Here is a 20,152-nt window from a genome sequence, read left to right as displayed (position 1 = left end):
TTCTCTTTATTTGCGTTATCCCTTTTCGTCACGAAGATTTGTCCCCTTTCCTTAGCGAGTTAACCTCTAATTTGTCCGTTGCCTTGAATGAAATATTTGCTTGAGGTTAGTGCTGGTAATCCCATTGGCCCTCTAGCGTGGAGCTTTTGTGTGCTGATTCCGATTTCCGCACCAAATCCAAATTCAAAACCGTCAGTAAAGCGAGTAGAAGCATTATGATAAACAGCCGCCGCATCAATTTCCCGTTGGAAACGAGCCGCTAATTCATTATCATTAGTTACAATACATTCAGAATGCTTTGTGCCGTACGTTGCGATGTGCTGTAACGCCTCATCTATGTTGGCGACGATTTTTACGTTTAAAATGTAGTCGTTATATTCAGTTGCATAATCCTCATTGGTTGCAACCGTAGCCCATGGAACAAGGTTTAATGTCTTTTCACACCCACGAAGCTCTACACCAGCCTCCTTAAAAGCAAGTGCTAATTCTTTAAAATGATCGTGTGCATAGTCTTCATGAAGCAACAAGGTTTCCATCGCATTGCAGACAGAAGGACGTTGAACTTTAGCATTCAAGCTAATCGATGCTGCCATAGCAGAATCTGCATTTTTATCAATATAGGTGTGACAAATGCCTGCACCAGTTTCAATGACAGGGACAGTCGCGTTTTTCACAACATGCTGAATTAAAGAACTACCCCCACGAGGGATGATGACGTCAAGTAGACCATTTAGCTGTAGCATATCGTCCACGGAGGAACGATTTGAATCCTCAATAAGCTGAAGGGCATCTGCAGGGATATCGCTTTGTGCTAGTGCTTCATGAATGACGGCTACAATTTGACGATTGGAGGAAATCGCGGCTGAACCTCCGCGTAAAACTACGGCATTTCCTGTTTTTAAGCACAAGCCAGCGGCATCAACAGTAACATTTGGACGAGCCTCATAAATAATACCGATGACACCGATAGGCACACGACGTTGTACAATATGCAGTCCATTTGGACGATCGATCGTGGCAAGGGTTTCTCCAACAGGATCAGGCAAGCTGACGATTTGTCTTAGACCATCAGCAATGCCAGCAATGCGCTCCTCATTTAAAGCTAAGCGATCTAATAAGGAAGGGGAGGTTCCGTTTTCCTTTCCGCGCTTTAAATCCTCTTCATTTGCAACAATAATCGAAGGTGCTTGTTTCACTAAAGCATCTGCGGCAAGTAACAAAGCTTTATTTTTTTGCTCTGTTGTATTTTGACTTAATTGGGTTGCAGCTTTCGCCGCTAACTCTGCTTTTAATTGGACTTCGCTCATGGATAAATCCTCCTTTTTAATTACAATTTAATCATTTAGTTTGATGAAATTTATTTTAATGAGATCCATTCGTCACGGTGAATGACTTCAAGTCGGTGTACGCCGTCTATTTTTTTAATAACGTCACCACTAGATAATCCTAAAATTCCACTAAGCTGTGCTGTATCATAGTTGACAATACCTCTGCCTAGCAGCTCTTGTTTTGCATTCACAACCTCAACCACGTCCCCTGCGTGAAAATGCCCTTTAACTCCACATACCCCAACAGGCAACAAGCTCCGTCCACCTTGGAGCAGGGCTTCTTCAGCGCCTTGATCGACCTCTAGGGTGCCAATCGGGGTGGATAAGAAGCCTAACCATTGTTTTTTGCGGGGTAAAGCGTTTGCTTGTGTAGAGAAGTAGGTACCTTTTCCCTTTCCTTGGATAATGTGAAGTAGCTCATTTGCTTGCTTCATTTTTCCGACAAAGACAGGGACGCCACTACGGGTAGCAATTTTAGCGGCATCAATTTTGGAGCGCATGCCTCCTGTACCGACGGCACTTCCAGCCCCACCTGCAATGCTGTAGATATGTTCATTGATATCTTCTACGGTGCTAATTCTAGTCGCAGCAGGATCGATGCGAGGGTCCTTTGTGTATAAACCATCCATGTCTGTCAGAATGATTAATTGCTCGGCTCTAAGTAAATTAGCAACAAGCGCAGATAACGTATCATTATCGCCAAATTTCAGCTCATTTAAGGAAACCGTATCATTTTCATTAATGATTGGCAAAACAGCATGCTTTAAAAGCTCCTCAATTGCCATACTCGCATTGCCGGTATGCTTACGATTTTGAAAATCCGAACGGGTTAGCAAAATTTGTGCAGTCACGATACCATGCTGGTGTAGCGCTTCTCTATATTTTTGCATTAATAAGGCTTGACCCACAGCCGCGGCGGCTTGCTTTTCATGTAATAAATGAGGGCGTTCAAGAAATCCCATTTCCCTAAAACCTGCGGCAACCGCACCAGAAGTAACAAGTACAGGCTGATATCCTGCTGTGTGAATGGTTGCTAGCTCTGCTGCAAAATAAGTAATCGCTTGCTCGTTAATTCCCCCTTCAGGGGTAGTTAGCGAGCTGCTCCCGATTTTAATGACAATTCGGTGTAACAATACGGTTCACTCCTTTAAATAACAACTTATAACAAAAAAACCTTCATCCATTTGCTTATGCAAAGGACGAAAGTTTAACTTCCGCGGTACCACCTTTGTTGATGAAAGATTTATACGTTTCATCCAACTCAAAGCCTGTAACAGAGGCACTGTCCGAAATATATTCGGCCGTTCAGGGGTAGGATTCAGAGAATTCGCATTGTTGTAAATTCTTTCAGCCTGTGGAATTTACTCTCTAACATCAATGCTTGTTTTACTCTTACTGGTCCCTTCAACACGTTTCGCTTAGATTCATTTTATTGCTTTATTGCGCTAATGAATATTAATTATTGATAGAATACCACGGGGATGTAATCATTGCAAAACAATTCTAAACGGAGCTTAAATACCTGACTCAATTAGGCTTGATCCGTATCCTTCTGCATTTCAATCATATGACTTGGCATAACGGCTTGGAACGTAGCGATAAAAGCTTCAGCGGCCTTGGACAAATAGCGTCCTTTACGATAGGCAATAATCAGTGTTCGGCTTGGTGATGGATCTAATGGGAGAAAAACTGGAGTTAATTCACTACTTTTTGCACGTGCAATTAACCGTGGTACAAGGGATACCCCCATGCCTGCTGCAACTAGTGATTGTACAGTTTCCATATTGTTGCTTTCAAATACGACATTAGGTTCAAAACCCGCCTCCTTGCACAATTCAAGTGCTAGTCTACGGAAACCCTGACCCTTTTTCAATAAAATAAAAGGTTCATCTGCTAGCTGAGCAAGCTTAACTGGCTTATGAAGCTGACCAGATTGGGCTAAAGGATGCTCAGGCGGAACCGCAAGGTCAATTTTTTCCTCTCCTATAATTTCATAGGTTAAAGTTGGTTCTTGTAGTGGCAGAGATAACAAGCTTAAATCTGTTCCCCCTCCAGCCGTTAGCTTTTCTAAATGTAAGGAGCTGTCCTCAAGCAAAGTAACGTCAATGTGTGGATAAGCGGCCTTAAAAGCAGGCAACACATAGGGTAATAAGTGTGAGCCTGTGATTGGCATACTGCCGATATGTACACGTCCTGCACGAAGCTGTGAAATGTCGTCCATCTCTTGTCTTAATTGCTCAACTGCATCCATGATGCCTCTTGCATGAGCAATAAAGCTTTCACCCGCATGGGTTAGCTCAACAGAGCTTGTATTACGGTGAAAAAGCTTAACCCCTAGCTCCTGCTCCAGCTTGGATAACTGCTGACTCAGGGAAGGTTGCGCGATATGTAGCTTTTCCGCTGCTCTTGAAAAGTTTTTAGTTTCTGCAATTTGTAATGTGTATTGAAGCTGTCGAAATTCCATTGTAGTGCTCACTCCTGATTTAATGTTTTTGCTATAGAATATAATACCATTATAGGTTATACCTATCAATTAAGCCGTGAGTACAAAGAAATTAGAAATGAGACTAGGTGTTAGAGTATAATATAAAGCAACACTTGTTATAGGAGGTTTTTTTGTGAAAGTATGGAAGGAAATTCGTGGTTGGGGATTATCCATCATTATTGGGTTTGTGCTTAGTGTTATTATTGGTATTTTTGTCATCCAACCCTACAGAGTAGATGGGCATTCTATGGAACCTACTTTAAATGATACGCAGCGTATTTTTGCTTGGAAAACAGTGCATACATTAAGTAAGCTTCCAGCTTATGAGGACATTGTCATTATTGATAGTCGTGTCGATCGTAAACGCACGTTGTTTGATGATATTAAAGAAAATCCGATTGTGCAAATGTTTTCAGGTAACGGATCAGATGAAATCTTTTTTGTGAAGCGTGTAATTGGTTTACCTGGTGATAAAATTGAAATTAAGGAAGGCCATCTATATCGTAATGGAAAAGAAGTAAATGAGCCCTACATTAAAGAACCGATGATGGCGGGTATGGATCAGAGCTGGGAAATTCCTGAAAATCATATTTTTGTAATGGGAGACAATCGTAATCATAGTAAGGATAGCCGCAGTATTGGTCCCATTCCGTTGACACATGTGATGGGTGTAGATTTATAAACGGAACAGCGTATACCTGTTTAGCTTTGTGATATAGTAATAAGCATAGCAAGATCAAACATTCTAGGGGGAGTCTGAAAAGTCAGCAGGGAGCAGATGTTGTTGAATTTTCGATCTATACAAGGCACTTTTACGCAGGCTTACTGGGGTAAGTCAATGAAAAGTAACGCAGTAGAGGCGAAACCGCGGGAACAGATGACCTTGAACGTGGTTTCAGACACACCCAAGCACAGACAAAGGAGAAGAACGACATGAGCGAAAAAATCTATTCCTTAGTAGTGATTGGATATGGGGGAATGGGCAGTCAGCACGTTCGTATGCTTGAGAAAGTGGATCGGATTAAGGTTACGGGTATGTATGATACTAAACAATCTAGACTGGATGAAGCTTCAGCTCAAGGCTTTAAGACGTATGATTCTCTTGAAGCGGTATTAGGGGATGCTACCGTAGATATTTTGCTAATTGCAACGCCAAATGATAATCATCATGATATTGCTGTTCGTGGTATGCAAGCAGGAAAGCATATTATTTGTGAAAAACCAGCGATGCTTAATAGTGGTGAAATCGAAGATGTCATGCAGGTGTCTGAAAAAACAGGCAAGCTGTTCATGGTACATCAAAATCGTCGTTGGGACGAAGATTATTTAGCAGTTAAGAAGCTGATGGATGAAAATACATTAGGTGAAGTATTTTACCTAGAAACACGAGTACACGGTTCAAGAGGCATTCCTGGAGATTGGCGACATGAAGCAAGCCGAGGTGGCGGAATGGTGCTCGATTGGGGTGTACATTTACTTGATCGCTTGTTGCTATTGTTCCCTGAGCCAGTGACCAGTGTGTATGCGAAATTAAGTTATATTCTTGGGCATCAGGTGGATGACGGGATGAAGGCCTACATAACCTTTGAAAGTGGTAAAACAGCGTTAGTTGAGGTTGGCACTACGAACTTTATTCCTTTACCGTTATGGTATGTGACAGGGCGTTATGGTTCAGCAGCTATACAGGATTGGAGTATGAATGGTCAAGTGGCAACGTTGGATCGTTTAGATGATCACAAAGATGCAAAGCCAATTGTTGCTGGAGCAGGATTAACTAAAACGATGGCACCGAGAACGAAAAAGGAAGATACGATTACAATAAATCCAGTGCCTAGAGTAGACTCCGACGTACGGGAATTTTATTATAATTTTATTGATAGTATTGAACAAAAGAGCCAGCCAATTGTAAAAAATGATGAAGTATTACGTGTCATGAAGCTAATGGAGGCGATTTTCGAATCGCATAAGTTAGGACAGGCTGTTCATTTAAATTTATAGGTGCGTATCATTTTAGCTCAATTGTAATTAGTGTCGACCAATTCAATTCCGCTAGTATTGTTTGTAAGTATTTAAGTACCCTTTGAATTCTGGGTACTTTTTTTATTCTCCCTTTATACAGCCTTATAGGTATTACCTATCAATACGATAGCATCTATGTATTTCTAACATAACTTAAAATCTGATATAGTATGATCATTAAAGAAGCGGATTTATATTAAGGATTTAAAGCCAGCGATTTTAGCAATTATTTTACAACTATTTAATTCAAGATAACCTATCTGAGGTGATTAAAAATGACAACTAAAAAAACGATGTATGAAAAAATTTGGGACAATCACGTTATTTTTCAAGAGGAAGGCAAGCCAAGTATTTTGTATATTGATTTACATCTTGTGCATGAGGTAACTTCACCTCAAGCCTTTGAAGGCTTGAGATTAGCGGGACGTAAAGTACGTCGTCCAGAATTGACATTTGCAACAATGGATCATAACGTACCTACGAAAGACCGCTTCAACATTAAAGATCCAATTTCTAAACAGCAGATTGATACCTTATCTAAAAACTGTGCTGATTTTGGCGTCACCTTGTATGATCTTGACACGATTGATCAAGGTGTTGTACACGTTATGGGGCCTGAGCTTGGATTAACGCATCCAGGAAAAACAATTGTATGTGGAGATAGTCATACTTCTACACACGGGGCATTTGGTGCATTAGCATTTGGGATTGGGACAAGTGAAGTAGAGCATGTACTTGCAACGCAATGTTTGCAGCAAGCAAAGGCAAAAACGCTAGAGGTTCGTTTTAATGGTAAACGTAAACCAGGTGTAACCGCAAAGGATATGATTCTTGGTGTGATTGCTAAGTATGGGACTGACTTTGCTACAGGTTATGTTATTGAATATACAGGTGAGGCTATTCGTAGCTTAACGATGGAAGAACGTATGACCGTTTGTAATATGTCTATTGAAGGTGGGGCAAGAGCAGGACTTATTGCACCAGATGAAGTGACATTTGAATATTTGCGTGGACGTGAGCATGTACCTCAAGGGGAAGCTTTTGAGCAGGCAGTTGCAACATGGTCTCAATTAGTGACTGATGAAGGTGCTAGCTACGATCGTATTGTCGAGTTTGATGTGGATAGCTTAGTACCACAGGTAACTTGGGGAACTAGTCCAGGGATGGGAACAAGCATTGAAGCAACTGTGCCTAATCCAGCTGATTTTGAAACTGAAAATGAACGTAAAGCGGCTGAAAAGGCGCTTGAGTATATGGGCTTAACGCCAGGTACACCAATGAAGGATATTGCTATCGATTATGTATTTATCGGTTCTTGTACAAATGGTCGGATTGAGGATTTGCGTGCTGCTGCTGAAATTGCTAAAGGCTATAAGGTTTCAGATAATGTCACTGCGATCGTTGTACCAGGCTCTGGACGTGTGAAAATCCAAGCTGAACAAGAAGGATTGGATAAAATATTTACGGAAGCTGGCTTTGAGTGGCGTGAAGCAGGTTGTAGTATGTGCTTGGCGATGAATCCGGATGTATTATCCCCAGGACAACGTTGTGCTTCGACTTCGAATCGTAACTTTGAAGGACGTCAGGGTCGTGGAGGAAGAACTCACTTAGTTTCTCCAGCAATGGCTGCGGCTGCGGCAATCAAGGGACGTTTTGTTGATGTACGTGAGTGGGATATTAAGCAAGAGGTTGCTGCTAATTAAGGATCATAATTATTGACAAAGGAGTGTAGTCTGATGGAGGCATTTACTAAGCATACAGGGGTTGTAGGTCCCGTAGATCGGGTTAACGTTGATACAGATGCAATTATTCCAAAGCAATTTTTAAAACGGATTGAGCGTACAGGTTTTGGACAGTTTTTATTTTATGAATGGCGTTTTGATCCAGAAGGTAACGTAAATCCAGAGTTTGAGCTTAATAAACCACGTTATGAGGGCGCTTCTGTCCTGATTTCAAGAGTTAACTTTGGTTGTGGCTCTTCTCGTGAGCACGCACCTTGGGCTATTTTAGATTATGGCTTCCGTTGTGTGATTGCACCTTCATTCGCAGATATTTTTTATAACAATTGCTTTAAAAATGGGATTTTACCGATTAAGCTATCTGAAGAGCAGGTAGAGCAACTATTCCAAAAAACAGCAGCGAAGGAAGGCTATCAGCTTCACATTAATTTAGAAGATAAAGTGATCACCGATGATGAAGGCTTAGAAATTAAATTTGAGCTTGATGAACATCGTCGTCAATTTTTACTTCAAGGGTTGGACGATATCGGCTTAACGTTGCAACATGAGGATTTAATTACAGCTTATGAGGAAAAAAGAGCAGCCCAAGCGGTATAACGTTAACTATTTAGTATTAAAAAGTATTAAAAGTAAACAAATTTACAAATAAGAAATATCCCTCCTTTATTCTACGATGATGTTTTTAAGTAGGATAGAGCGAGGGTTTTTTTTGTAGTTTTTTAAATTAATATAAAGAAGGCTTTATTTAATTTGTTGCCTGGCCGCAACTTTTGTCATACCTAAACGTCTAATAAATCGTCTGGTAAAACACAGAGGTTGCGGGATTCTCTTCTTTATCAGAAAAAAATTGAGAATGGTAGGGGTGACGGATGAAAAAAACAAGTTGGTTCGTAATGTTTGTGATTGTTTTTTTAATGGCTTTCCCGCAAAATGGGTTTGCTGCTTCAAAAACAGGGATTGTGCTGGATGGTAAAAACCTTAATTTGCCCAAGGATGTAGAGGTGCAAAATATTAAGGGAAATATAATGATTCCAATTCGTGTCGTTGTAGAGGAGCTGGGATTTGAAGTCAACTGGGTTAAAAACACGCGCACGGTTACGATAAAGCAAGAAGGAACTACGTTACAGCTTGTCATTGACAAAAAAATAGCGAAGGTGAACAGTAAAAATGTTACACTTCCTCTAGCACCAATGATTAGCAATGGAACAACGTTAGTGCCTCTGCGTTTTGTAAGTGAGCAAATGGGACTAGGTATTAAATGGGATAACAATGCTAAAGTCGTTTATTTAACAAGCCCTAAAGTAGAGAATCCAGATTCCAATCAAGATTTAGCTACAGTGAATGGGATTCAATTTATTAACAATCAATTAAACATTGAAGTAAGCAAAAAGGTGAAACCAAGTATTTTTAAAATGACTGCACCTGATCGTATTGTAGTAGATTTGCCAAACAGTACATTTGCAGACAATTTTTCAGCTAATCAAGTTTTAGATGCTAACAATACTGGTTACATAGATATAGTAGACCATATGAATGTCAATAAAATTCGGTATGCTATGTTTAGCCAAGATCCTTCTACTGTTCGTGTTGTGATTGATATGAATGGAGCAAGCAATTATACAATAACAACAAATAACGACAATTTGGTAGCAATTACATTAAGTGATGACACATCTTTGCCAGTTAATAACGGTAAAAAGTTAGTCGTGATTGATGCAGGCCATGGTGGGTCTGATCCAGGGGCCATTAGCGTGAAGAAGCGTAATGAAAAAGATTTTAACCTAGCGGTGGCTTTAAAGGTGGAAGCATTACTTAAAAAAGAATCAGAAATTGAATATGTGATGACACGTGACCGTGATGTTTACCCGACATTGCAGGATCGGGTGGATTTAGCAAATCGGATTGGGGCAACAATCTTTATTTCTATTCATGCGAATTCGTCTACAAGTAGTGCAGCAAATGGAGTTGAAACGTATTATACACGTCCTGAAAGCTTACCTTTAGCAAATGTCGTGCATAAATACTTAGTATCTTCTACTGGATCAGTGGATCGTCAAGTTCGCATTAAAAGTCTAAAGGTTACTAGAGAAACCCAAATGCCAGCTGTATTAATCGAGGCAGGATATCTCAGTAATGCTACTGAGGAAGCTAAACTTTATACAGAACAATTTCAAAACAATCTTGCAGCAGGAATTGTGGCATCCATTAAAGAATATTTAGATGTAAAATAGGCTAAGGGTAAGGGGGAAACCAAAATGAAGAGAAAATTATGGATATATAGCCTGATGTTATTAACTGTTATCGTATTAGCTACAGGTTGTGGGCAAAAACAGCAAACTGCTAGTCCTAATAATGATAAAAATAGCAATGTAACAACACCTGCGGCGGCAGATCCACAAAAGGACAATTCAGAAAAAAAAGATGAAACCAAAGAAACGATTGATGCTTTCTTCACCGATGAGCAAATTATGGATTTGAAGAAGGAATCTAAAGAGATCACATATAAAGACAACAATGAAAAATATATTGCTGCTTTAAAATCTCTGCAATCTGCAAATGATGATAAATTGATTTCGTTGTGGGCAAAAGTTACTTTTAAAACTGCCGAATTTAAGGATGGTTTAGTAACTGTGGATATCACCCTCCCTAATGAAGCTAGATTGGGCTCAGGTGGTGAATCATTAGCGATTGATGCACTTAAAAGCACCTTGTTCCAATTCTCAGAAGTGAACGAGATTGAGTTGCTTGTAGACGGTGCTAAGGTCGATACTTTGATGGGACATGTCGAGCTAGAGCATCCGATGAAGAGATCACAATAACGAAATAACCAAATAATGAGACAGTTAATTTTATTTTTTTAAAGGAAATGAAGAGAATTTGTCGAATAGAATAGTTTGGTGTGTTGTCTAATGCAAAAACAGAAAGTATATTATTTATACTTTCTGTTTATTTTGAAATGAGCATTTTACATATGCTGAATGACTAAGCTTTGATCTATGAACTGAAGGGAGATATAATTAATGGCTTCATTTAAACGTAATATTAAGCGTAATTCAAAAAAATTAGTTTCAACCGTCTTGATTTCTGCCATGTGTCTAAGTGGGAGCGTAGCTGCTTTTGCAGATAACACTTCAACAACTGGAACAACGAATAACAGCTCAAATACAGCTTCCAATACGGTGGCTACTGCTGTTTCTATATTTAGTGATGTGAAAAGTGGATTTTGGGCTGAGAAGCATATTTATAAGCTGGCTTCACAAGGAATTATTTTGGGAGATAAAGGTAATTTCCGCCCAAGTGATAGTGTAACACAACAAGAAGCAATTACGATGGCAATTCGTTTTATGAATATGGAAAAAAGCTTAGGTAGTGGAGAAGCTGCTCCTACTGATTTGAAGGTAGATAACTATTTTAAGCCCTATTTAGAGCTTGCACTGAAGCAGAACTTAATCCAAAAGGATGAAGAGCTAAAGTTAACAGGAGCAAAAGAAACCTGGGGTAAAAAGAAAGCATCAAGAGAATGGGTCGCTAAAATTTTAGTCCGTGCGATTGGACAAGAATCTCAAGCGAAGTTAGCTGCAAATACGACTTCTACTTTTGCTGATGCTAAAAACATTTCCAATGAAAATAAAGGTTATGTGAATTTGGCTGTACAATTAGAGCTTGCTAATGGGGTTGCAGGTAATAAATTTGATCCAAAGGGCAACGTAACTCGTGCTCAAATGGCAACCTTTTTAAGTCGTGGTGGTGAGCATTTTGATGCTAAGTACAGCACTTCTTTTGAAGGTGTAGTAACAGAGTTATCCGATTCTACTATCACGTTACTAGTAGACGGGAAGCTAAAAAGCTTTAAATTAGATAATCGCTCTGTTTATTTCACAAAAGACTCCGAGACTAAAATTGCTAAAGCTGACGTGCAATTGTTTACGAAAGTATTAGTCATTGATAAAGTGGGATCAGCGGCATACGTTGAAGTGAGAGATGCTAAGCAACAGCTTACAAGTACAGAAGGAACATTACTACGTGTATTGGATAAAAATCGTTTGCTGATGCTTGTAGATAATGAATCCGTAACGTACACATATGATAATTCCACTGTATTTACAGATCAAAATGGGACTAAGATTAAGTCTTCTGATCTAATTCCTGATAGCACATTAGTTGTACAACGTGAAACGTATTCTGGTCTAAACAAACCAGTGGTTGTACAAGTGAAGTCAGCAGTAGTGAACACGAATGATACTGGTGTAGTAGATCAAATTGATACTAAAAACAATACAATTACGATCAAAAATAGTGCAGGAAATACTGAAACATTTAAGCTGGACAGCAGTTCATTAGTGCGTTATCAAACTCAAATTTTAACTTTGGCTGATTTGAAGCAAGGTATGTCTATCAAATATAGTGTTAAAAATAGCATCGTTGATGCGATAGAAATCAACAAAGGCGTTGAGCGTACAGTTACAGGTACTTTGTTAAGTGTAGATGGTACAGCATTCATTACGTACAGTAATTCAGCAGGAACACCTGAGGTGAAGAAATTAGCAGATAAGCCAGTTGTTGAAATTACAGGAATTACGGATGCAAAATTAAGTGATTTGATCGCAGATGTTAGAGGTGGCGATAAGATTGAACTTACAATCAGTGCTGATGAGCAAGTGTCCAAGATTGTAGTGTTGGGTCGTCAATCCGAGCAATTGACTGAAGCGACTGTAAGTAAATATGATTCTAAGCTAAAAGCACTTATGGTTATTGATTCTAATAAGAAATTACATGCCTTCAAGCTAGATGACAAAACAAAGGTAGAATACAATTCCGCACAACCGACATTAGCAGGGGCAGAATCCTTATTAACAGAAGGCAGGAAAATTAGCTTAACTGTTATTGGAGATCGTGTATTATCCCTAAGCGTAGTATATAAATATGATGGCACGTTTGTTTCCGCGAATACCGCTGCAAAAACGGTAACGATTCAAGTTGCAGACGGTAGCACAGTTACTGTTCCGTATCAAGGTACACAGCCGCCAGTCTCCTTGTATGGCAAAACTAACGCTACAATTTCAGACATTCGAGTTGGTGATGCTGTAACGGTGGTTTTAAGCACAAATCAAGATACATTACAAAATTTAGCGGTGAAATCTGCGGCTCAATTTGAGATTGTATCCGTAAACAGCTCCACAAATCGTATCCGTATTATGGACACCAATTCTGCTATTGATGAAATTTATGTGGATGGCGTAACGATCACAGATTTTAACGGTGTGATTCTTAAAGTAGCCGATTTAACGCAAGGGCAAACGGTAAACATTAATTTTAGTGGCCGAACAGCAACTGCGGTACAGGTTGTGAAGCTTACTTTAGGAAAAGTGTTAAGCGTAGATAACAACACATTGCAAATCAAATCCTTTGCAGGGGGTACTGAATCCTTTGCAACAAACAATGTTAAAGTGATTAAAAACAACGGTGTTTCTAATGGGACTGCGGTATTAAATACTTCTGATCACGTAGAGGTTCGCAAAAGCCCAGAAGGTCAAGTTGTAGTTAAGGTTTTAACTGCTCTTGAAAGAAAAGTATCTCGTTATGACAATTTCAATAAAGAAATACTTGTCATTAGATCAAGTTTGAGCGATAATAATTATCGCTTTGCTGTAACTGCTGACACTTATGTTCATCAGGGAGATACGACAATATCTGTACAAACTTTAAAGGAAAATGATAAAATTGTTTTATATTTCAATGGTGATAAATTAGTTGAGGTTGAAAAGCAATAATCATTTACGTGTGAATAACCGTCTTGATGCGGGCTCACCCCTGAGTCAAGACGGTTATTTTGAACGTTAGGGAGAGGGTGGAGACATGAATGCTGCTGGTGTCCGTTACATCTTGGATCAGATTGGGCTCATGTTTCCAGATGCACATTGTGAATTAGTGCACAATAATGAGTTTGAACTCACTATTGCTGTATTGTTGTCTGCACAATGTACCGATGCCACCGTAAATAAAGTGACTGTGGATTTATTTCAAAAGTATAAGCAACCAGAGGATTATGTTGCTGTTCCAATCGAAGAGCTAGAGCAGGATATTCGCCGTATAGGACTGTTTCGGAGTAAAGCGAAGCATATTCAAAAATTGTGTGCCATCCTTATTGAGCAGTATGATGGAAAAATACCTAGGGAGCTTAATGAGCTGGTAAAGCTGCCAGGGGTGGGACGGAAAACGGCTAATGTAGTTATGTCCGTTGCTTTTGGTGTACCAGCCATTGCTGTAGATACGCACGTAGAGCGTGTGAGTAAACGGCTAGCACTTGCAGCCTGGAAGGATAACGTACTAGAGGTTGAGCAAAAGCTGATGAGAAAGGTGCCAAGAGAAGAATGGACGCTAACTCACCATCGCTTTATTTTCTTTGGTCGTTATCATTGTAAGGCACAAAATCCAAACTGCAAGGAATGTCCACTGTTGGATGTGTGTCGTGAAGGAAAAAAACGTATGAAACAGCTCCAAGTCAGAAAAGATAAGAAGTAAGAAGTAGTAAGCCTTTGTATTAGATGCTGCAAAGAAATGAGTAGTAAAAAGCAAAGAGATGAATAGTAGAGGATGGGAATGGCATGAGATGTATTTCTGTATACACTGACAATTTTGAATTGTTTTCAGATGTGTTTGAACAAGTAGTTGCCCTTGATTTGCAAGAAAATGATGAGCGTGAGATCGACGGTTTAATCGTCAGTGATTCTGGAGAGGTACCTGAGCATTATTTAGAAAGAATGGCAGTAAAACCAGAGGTTGTTGTAATGAAGGATAAACAAAAAGGAATTACTATTTTGCAGCATGGTAAAGTATTTGAAATATTAATTCCTTCTGAATCAGATTTGTTGGAAGGTAATAAGGAAATCATCTAATTTTGGCAAACGAAGAACTGTTTGCTTTAAGGTAGATATAAAAAATCGGTCTTTCTCGCGAAGACCGATTTTTTATATGTATAAATATGATGTAATCCCTTCCATGAATGTTGTGCGTGAGGTAGAATAGTTATATTTCATGTAAAAGGTGTAATAAAAATAAAATGTGTTTAATTATAGGTGGTGGTTATAAAAGACAACTTTATATAGATATCATGTCGCTGATGTACATAGTCTAGGATTAGAGATGTAGAGGAGGGAAAGACTTGGATGTTCTAAGGCAATTACGAATCTATTATAAAGAAAAGTTTAGCTATTTAATATTATCGATGGTGTGCTTGGCTGCAGCAACCGCATTAGGGTTGGTTTTGCCACAGTTATTACGAGGACTAATTGATGATGTTATTATACCTGGTAATTATGGCGACGTTATTTGGTTAGCTTTAACGGCGATCGTTATCGTTATCTTCAAAGCAATATTGCAATTTCTACATGGTTTTTTTGGTGGACGCTTAGGTAACTTTCTTGCTTATCGTCTTCGGAATGCCTGTTATGAGAAGCTACAATTTTTATCATTTCGCTATTATGATACAGCTAAAACAGGCGATTTAATGTCACGTTTAACGGGTGACCTTGAAGCGATACGTAACTTTATTGGGTTTGGCTTCGCCCAATTATTAAATTTATTTTTGATGGTTACCTTTGGTTCCGTTGTCATGTTGTCAATTAGCTGGAAACTAACGATTTTGGCACTTATAACGATTCCTTTTCTGGCCATTGTAGCATTAAGGTTTGAAGGTAAAATCCATCCCGCCTTTCAGGAAATGAGACTGGCACTAAGCTCATTAACAACAGCCGTTCAAGAAAACGTTACAGGTGTACGTACAGTAAAGTCTTTTGCGAGAGAGCCTTATGAAATTGAAAAGTTTTCTACTCGTAATGAACGGTATAAGGAAAATCAAATTTTTGCTGCAACGTTATGGAGTCGCTTTTTCCCCTTTATGGAGTTATTAGCCTCGATTAGTGTAGCAGTATTGCTAGCTGGTGGAGGAACATTAGTTATTAAGGGCCAGTTAACCTTAGGGGAATTTGTCGCATTTTTTAGCTTAATTTGGTATATCATTGGACCGATGTGGGGATTAGGTTTCCATATTAATAACTATACGCAATCAAAGGCTTCAGGGGAACGTGTCCTTGAAATTTTAAATCATGAAATCGATATTAAAGATGAGCCAAACGCGATTGTTCTACAACCGGAACAGATTCAAGGTAATGTTAGTTTTGACCATGTTACATTTGCTTATGGAAACAAAATGGCGGCGGTTCAGGATATTAATTTCGAAGCACCTTCAGGTTCTGTCATCGGATTTTTAGGGGGAACTGGCTCAGGTAAATCCACTATTATTCAATTATTGATGCGTGCTTATGAAGTAAATGAAGGACAGATTTTAATCGATGGACATAACATCAATGATATTGAGATTAAATCCTTGCGTAGTCAGATAGCTACCGTATTTCAGGAAACATTTTTGTTCTCCTCAAGTATCGTAAATAATATTGCTTATGGTATGAGTAACGTCACGATGGAGCAGGTTGTTGCTGTAGCTAAGCTAGCTAAGGCACATGAATTTATTATGGAGCTGCCAGATGGCTATAACACTGTCGTTGGTGAAAGAGGTATGGGCTTATCTGGTGGACAAAAGCAGCGGATCGCTATTGCTCGTGCCTTATTAAAAAATCCTAAAATACTAATTTTGGATGATGCTACAAGTGCTGTAGATATGGAGACAGAACAAGAGATTCAAGCTGGCTTCCAAGAGGTGATGGCAGGTAGAACCACCTTTATTATTGCCCATCGCATTTCCTCACTTAGACATGCGGATGAAATTCTTGTGCTGGATGAAGGTCGAGTTGTTCAGCGTGGTAAGCATACAGATTTAATTAACGTAGAAGGACCTTATCAGGATGTATACCGTATTCAGTATGCAGATCATTTAGAAAAACAGAAAGAACGGCAAAGTGAGGTGAAGCCTTGATGAGTACAGAGGCAACAGCACCCAAAAAGAAAGTAAACAAAGTAAATAACTCCATTGAAGGTCGTTTTGTTTATCAGGATGATGAGATCATCGATAAAGCATTTAACTGGAAGCAGTTTAGACGGTTATTTTCTTATATGAAGCCGTATGCAAAACAGCTATTACCGCTAATTGCGCTACTGACTATTTTAGGTACAATTACAAAGCTAACCGTTCCTTATTTAACGAGTCAGGCGATTGATAAAGCGATTGCACCTGTCAATGGCACACCAAGCTTATCATTATTGTATATTTTGGCGAGCTCCATCGTTGTTTTATATTTAATCCAGTGGGCGGCAGGTATATATCGTATAAAGTACACTAACATTATTGGGCAACGTGTCATCTACGATATTCGTTCTGATCTTTTTAAGCATATTCAGAAATTATCCTTCAATTTTTTTGATAAACGTCCCGCTGGTTCCGTTTTAGTTCGTGTGACGAATGATGTAAACTCCTTGCAGGATTTATTTACAAATGGTGTAGTCAATCTGATGATTGATTGTGTTCAGCTTCTTGGAATCGTCATTATATTATTAATTATCAATTGGAAGCTTGGTTTAGCGGTCATGATTACAGTCCCAATCATGTTCCTTATTTCCACTAAGCTTAGAAAAAAAATAAGATATGCTTGGCAAGATGTACGTATGAAAAACTCTAGAATCAATTCTCATTTAAATGAATCGATCCAAGGAATTAGAGTCACACAAGCGTACACACAAGAGCATGAGAACATGCGTTATTTTGATAATATGAATATGGACAGCAAAAAGTCATGGGATAAGGCTTCTGCCATGAACCAAATGTTTGGTCCACTGATTGAAATTACAGGTGGTGCGGGTACATTTATTTTGTTTGTGTTAGGTACACACCTTATTCAGAGTGGGGAATTAACGATTGGTTTGCTTGTTGCTTTCTCCAATTACGTAGGTAATTTTTGGGATCCAATTAATCGGTTAGGGCAAATGTATAACCAGCTACTCGTAGCGATGGCTTCCTCAGAACGTATTTTCGAATTTATCGATGAAGAACCAAATATCGCAGATAAGCCAGATGCTCGTCCTTTGCCAGCAATTAATGGAAACATAAAGTTTGATCATATCGTTTTTGAATATGAACAAGGTCGCCAAGCGCTGAAAGGAATTAACCTTGATGTTAAATCAGGGCAATCTGTAGCACTTGTTGGACATACGGGTTCAGGTAAAAGTACAATCATCAATTTACTAAGTCGCTTTTATGATGTGACAGAAGGTGCCATTACGATTGATGGTTATGATATTCGTGATGTAACGGTACAAAGTTTGCGTAGTCAAATTAGCGTGGTGCTTCAGGATACCTTTATTTTCTCAGGCACAATTAGAGACAATATTCGTTTTGGACGTCTGGATGCAACCGATGAAGAGGTAGAGGAAGTTGCCAAGTCTGTAGATGCACACGATTTTATTATGAAACTACCAAAAGGTTATGACACAGAAGTCGAGGAACGTGGAAGTGCTTTATCTATGGGTCAACGACAACTATTGTCTTTTGCCAGAGCCTTGCTAGCGAATCCGCGTATTTTAATATTGGATGAGGCTACAGCAAGCATTGATACTGAAACAGAGCTAAAAATTCAAGAGGCGTTGAAGGTTTTACTTAAAGGTAGAACTTCCTTTATCGTGGCACACCGATTATCTACGATTCGTAATGCAGATTTAATCGTTGTGTTGGATCATGGAGAAATTAAAGAAACAGGAAGTCACGCCCAATTAATGGAACAGCAGGGTATTTATAATGGTTTAGTAGAAGCACAATTTAGATATTTGTAACATTTTGTCGAAAAGATTGTTAAATTAATAGAAGCCCCTTGCAAAATTGGTGAAAAACCATGAAAATAGAGATAGATTGTTTGAGCAGTATTAACTTCATGTTAAATCAGCATCAAGATTTGTCATAAATCTCATTTCGGGAGGTTTCATTTTTTATGTGGGGGGCTCCTTTATCTGAAAATGCCAAGTCCATCATGCTGCTTGGTAGTGGAGAATTGGGCAAGGAAGTCATTATTGAAGCTCAGCGCCTTGGTGTGCGTACAATCGCAGTAGATCGTTATGAACATGCACCTGCCATGAGTGTAGCTCATGAGTGTTATGTGATTGATATGCTCGATGGTACAGCCTTAAGAGCGCTTATTGAGCGTATAAGGCCTGATGTTATTGTCCCTGAGGTTGAGGCAATTGCCACAGACATGCTGCTAGAGCTAGAGCAGGAAGGTTTTTTTGTTGTTCCAACAGCTACAGCAACTAGATTAACGATGGACCGAGAAGGAATTCGTAGGCTTGCTTCTGAAAAGCTTGGCTTACCTACTGCTAGATACGGTTTTGCTAATAGCTTTGAAGAATTGCAGCAAACAGCACTTCTGATCGGATTTCCTTGCGTCATTAAGCCTTTGATGAGTTCATCTGGTAAAGGTCAAAGTGTGTGCCGTAGTGAACAAGAGCTTCAGGCTTGTTGGAATATGGCGCTTGAAGGTGCACGAGCAAAAAAAATGCGTGTTATTGTCGAAGCGTTTGTACCATTTACAAGTGAAATTACGTTGCTCACGGTTCGAAGTATTAGTGGCACTATTTTTTGTGCCCCGATCGGTCATATTCAACAAGATGGGGATTACGTTGAATCATGGCAACCTCATTCATTAAGCCAAGCACAACTTGCAGAAGCACAGAACATGGCGGCTGCAATTACAGATGCGTTAGGTGGATATGGATTATTTGGGGTTGAGTTATTTGTAACGGAGGGTGGCATTGTATTTAGTGAAGTGTCTCCTCGTCCACACGATACAGGTATGGTAACGATGGTTACGCAGGATTTATCAGAATTTGCTCTACATGTACGTGCTATCCTTGGTTTTCCGATTCCTTCTGTTACGCTCCTAACAGCAGGTGCTTCAGCAACATTGAAGGCGGATCAAGAAGGGGTACATTTTCAGATTGGTGGTTTGGATGAAGCATTAGCGATTCCAAGAACACAGGTACGCGTATTTGGTAAACCACTTTGTAAACCTGGTCGTCGTATGGCAGTAGCCTTAAGTGCAGCAGAAACAATTGATGAAGCCCGCAGTCGTGCAAAATCAGCGGCAAATTTATTAAAGGTGGTATGGTCCAATGAGTAGTCAAGCCTTTGCTCCAGCATTGGTAATCCGAAAATGTTGCTCTAATGATGTACAAGAAATGTTACCGTTAATGCGCCAGCTATGTTATCCAACAACACCTAGTGTACTTAAAGAACATTTGTCCATGCTTGATAAGCATCCTCAAGAGTGCAGTTTGATTGCAGAAATGGACGGCCATGTCGTTGGTACAACTTTCTTGAAATTATATCAGACCCATGACATGGCTAAGCCAGTAACCCGCATAACAGCCATGATTGTTGATGAAGAGCATCGTCTTTCAGGAATTGGTAAAAGACTGCTACAGGAAGCAGAAAAATGGAGTAAAGAACAAGGAAGCTCAAGGCTATACCTTTCTTATGGTGAGCATAATAGCGAAGCACGTGCTTTTTATGAACGTTTAGGTTACACTTGCACTGGTTATCGCTTAAGTAAAAATATTTAAATAAAAAAGAGTCATACCTA

The 20,152-nt window shown here is 39.3% G+C and carries 16 protein-coding genes; 13 read left to right on the top strand and 3 right to left on the bottom strand.

Annotated features, from left to right (window positions below; genetic code table 11):
* Window positions 1–59 precede the first annotated feature (59 nt).
* The 3 genes from ABE099_RS08175 to ABE099_RS08165 all read right to left on the bottom strand — a co-directional run bounded on the left by ABE099_RS08175 (window position 60) and on the right by ABE099_RS08165 (window position 3,792).
* Window positions 60–1,307 (bottom strand): glutamate-5-semialdehyde dehydrogenase, encoded by a 1,248-nt coding sequence (locus tag ABE099_RS08175; protein ID WP_430029164.1) that lies wholly within the window; start codon window positions 1,305–1,307, stop codon window positions 60–62.
* A gap of 50 nt (window positions 1,308–1,357) precedes the next feature.
* On the bottom strand, window positions 1,358–2,461 hold the full coding sequence (proB, locus tag ABE099_RS08170) for a glutamate 5-kinase (protein WP_430029162.1): 1,104 nt from the start codon (window positions 2,459–2,461) through the stop codon (window positions 1,358–1,360).
* Window positions 2,462–2,859: 398 nt separating this feature from the next.
* The gene (locus ABE099_RS08165) at window positions 2,860–3,792 is read right to left on the bottom strand and encodes a LysR family transcriptional regulator (protein WP_430029160.1); all 933 of its coding nucleotides are present in this window, start codon (window positions 3,790–3,792) and stop codon (window positions 2,860–2,862) included.
* Window positions 3,793–3,946: 154 nt separating this feature from the next.
* On the opposite strand from ABE099_RS08165, the gene lepB reads away from it, so the two are divergent.
* The 13 genes from lepB to ABE099_RS08100 all read left to right on the top strand — a co-directional run bounded on the left by lepB (window position 3,947) and on the right by ABE099_RS08100 (window position 20,132).
* On the top strand, window positions 3,947–4,495 hold the full coding sequence (lepB, locus tag ABE099_RS08160; protein WP_430029158.1) for a signal peptidase I: 549 nt from the start codon (window positions 3,947–3,949) through the stop codon (window positions 4,493–4,495).
* 251 nt (window positions 4,496–4,746) lie between these two features.
* Window positions 4,747–5,811 carry a Gfo/Idh/MocA family protein gene (locus ABE099_RS08155; protein WP_430029156.1) on the top strand — a complete coding sequence of 355 codons (1,065 nt, stop codon included), beginning with the start codon at window positions 4,747–4,749 and terminating at the stop codon, window positions 5,809–5,811.
* 296 nt (window positions 5,812–6,107) lie between these two features.
* Window positions 6,108–7,535: a 3-isopropylmalate dehydratase large subunit gene (leuC, locus tag ABE099_RS08150; RefSeq protein WP_430029154.1), complete on the top strand. Its 1,428-nt coding sequence runs from the start codon at window positions 6,108–6,110 to the stop codon at window positions 7,533–7,535.
* A 33-nt stretch (window positions 7,536–7,568) separates the two neighbouring features.
* Entirely contained in the window at window positions 7,569–8,168 is a 600-nt protein-coding gene (gene leuD / locus ABE099_RS08145; protein ID WP_430029152.1) for a 3-isopropylmalate dehydratase small subunit, read from the top strand.
* 272 nt (window positions 8,169–8,440) lie between these two features.
* Window positions 8,441–9,802, top strand: a complete 1,362-nt coding sequence (locus ABE099_RS08140) for an N-acetylmuramoyl-L-alanine amidase (RefSeq protein WP_430029150.1) — start codon at window positions 8,441–8,443, stop codon at window positions 9,800–9,802.
* 24 nt (window positions 9,803–9,826) lie between these two features.
* Window positions 9,827–10,390, top strand: coding sequence for a GerMN domain-containing protein (locus ABE099_RS08135; protein WP_430029148.1), 564 nt, complete (start codon window positions 9,827–9,829; stop codon window positions 10,388–10,390).
* A 201-nt stretch (window positions 10,391–10,591) separates the two neighbouring features.
* The gene (locus ABE099_RS08130; RefSeq protein WP_430029146.1) at window positions 10,592–13,342 is read left to right on the top strand and encodes an S-layer homology domain-containing protein; all 2,751 of its coding nucleotides are present in this window, start codon (window positions 10,592–10,594) and stop codon (window positions 13,340–13,342) included.
* An 85-nt stretch (window positions 13,343–13,427) separates the two neighbouring features.
* A complete protein-coding gene (gene nth, locus ABE099_RS08125) occupies window positions 13,428–14,093 on the top strand; it encodes an endonuclease III (RefSeq protein ID WP_430029144.1) in 666 nt (221 codons plus the stop codon).
* A gap of 83 nt (window positions 14,094–14,176) precedes the next feature.
* The gene (locus tag ABE099_RS08120; RefSeq protein ID WP_430029142.1) at window positions 14,177–14,467 is read left to right on the top strand and encodes an NAD/NADP transhydrogenase alpha subunit; all 291 of its coding nucleotides are present in this window, start codon (window positions 14,177–14,179) and stop codon (window positions 14,465–14,467) included.
* Between the two features lie 266 nt (window positions 14,468–14,733).
* Window positions 14,734–16,503, top strand: a complete 1,770-nt coding sequence (locus tag ABE099_RS08115) for an ABC transporter ATP-binding protein (RefSeq protein WP_430029140.1) — start codon at window positions 14,734–14,736, stop codon at window positions 16,501–16,503.
* The gene (locus tag ABE099_RS08110) at window positions 16,503–18,350 is read left to right on the top strand and encodes an ABC transporter ATP-binding protein (RefSeq protein WP_430029138.1); all 1,848 of its coding nucleotides are present in this window, start codon (window positions 16,503–16,505) and stop codon (window positions 18,348–18,350) included. Before ABE099_RS08115 ends, ABE099_RS08110 begins: the two co-directional genes overlap by 1 nt.
* A 155-nt stretch (window positions 18,351–18,505) precedes the next feature.
* Window positions 18,506–19,690, top strand: a complete 1,185-nt coding sequence (gene purT, locus ABE099_RS08105) for a formate-dependent phosphoribosylglycinamide formyltransferase (RefSeq protein WP_430029136.1) — start codon at window positions 18,506–18,508, stop codon at window positions 19,688–19,690.
* Complete coding sequence (locus tag ABE099_RS08100) at window positions 19,683–20,132, top strand: N-acetyltransferase family protein (RefSeq protein WP_430029134.1); 450 nt, start codon at window positions 19,683–19,685, stop codon at window positions 20,130–20,132. Before purT ends, ABE099_RS08100 begins: the two co-directional genes overlap by 8 nt.
* Window positions 20,133–20,152: the final 20 nt, after the last annotated feature.

It is taken from the genome of Paenibacillus turicensis (assembly GCF_050461185.1).
GTDB lineage: Bacteria > Bacillota > Bacilli > Paenibacillales > Paenibacillaceae > Fontibacillus > Fontibacillus turicensis_A.
The sequence above is the reverse complement of the archived record's forward strand: the minus strand, read 5'-3'. Positions and strand labels throughout refer to the sequence as shown.

Excerpts from the sequence above, each read along its gene's own strand:
- ABE099_RS08175 (WP_430029164.1), bottom strand. The coding sequence starts at position 1,307 with ATGAGCGAAGTCCAATTAAAAGCAGAGTTAGCGGCGAAAGCTGCAACC.
- ABE099_RS08165 (WP_430029160.1), bottom strand. The coding sequence starts at position 3,792 with ATGGAATTTCGACAGCTTCAATACACATTACAAATTGCAGAAACTAAA.
- ABE099_RS08155 (WP_430029156.1), top strand. The coding sequence starts at position 4,747 with ATGAGCGAAAAAATCTATTCCTTAGTAGTGATTGGATATGGGGGAATG.
- leuC (WP_430029154.1), top strand. The coding sequence starts at position 6,108 with ATGACAACTAAAAAAACGATGTATGAAAAAATTTGGGACAATCACGTT.
- leuD (WP_430029152.1), top strand. The coding sequence starts at position 7,569 with ATGGAGGCATTTACTAAGCATACAGGGGTTGTAGGTCCCGTAGATCGG.
- ABE099_RS08140 (WP_430029150.1), top strand. The coding sequence starts at position 8,441 with ATGAAAAAAACAAGTTGGTTCGTAATGTTTGTGATTGTTTTTTTAATG.
- ABE099_RS08135 (WP_430029148.1), top strand. The coding sequence starts at position 9,827 with ATGAAGAGAAAATTATGGATATATAGCCTGATGTTATTAACTGTTATC.
- ABE099_RS08130 (WP_430029146.1), top strand. The coding sequence starts at position 10,592 with ATGGCTTCATTTAAACGTAATATTAAGCGTAATTCAAAAAAATTAGTT.
- nth (WP_430029144.1), top strand. The coding sequence starts at position 13,428 with ATGAATGCTGCTGGTGTCCGTTACATCTTGGATCAGATTGGGCTCATG.
- ABE099_RS08120 (WP_430029142.1), top strand. The coding sequence starts at position 14,177 with ATGAGATGTATTTCTGTATACACTGACAATTTTGAATTGTTTTCAGAT.
- ABE099_RS08110 (WP_430029138.1), top strand. The coding sequence starts at position 16,503 with ATGAGTACAGAGGCAACAGCACCCAAAAAGAAAGTAAACAAAGTAAAT.
- purT (WP_430029136.1), top strand. The coding sequence starts at position 18,506 with ATGTGGGGGGCTCCTTTATCTGAAAATGCCAAGTCCATCATGCTGCTT.
- ABE099_RS08100 (WP_430029134.1), top strand. The coding sequence starts at position 19,683 with ATGAGTAGTCAAGCCTTTGCTCCAGCATTGGTAATCCGAAAATGTTGC.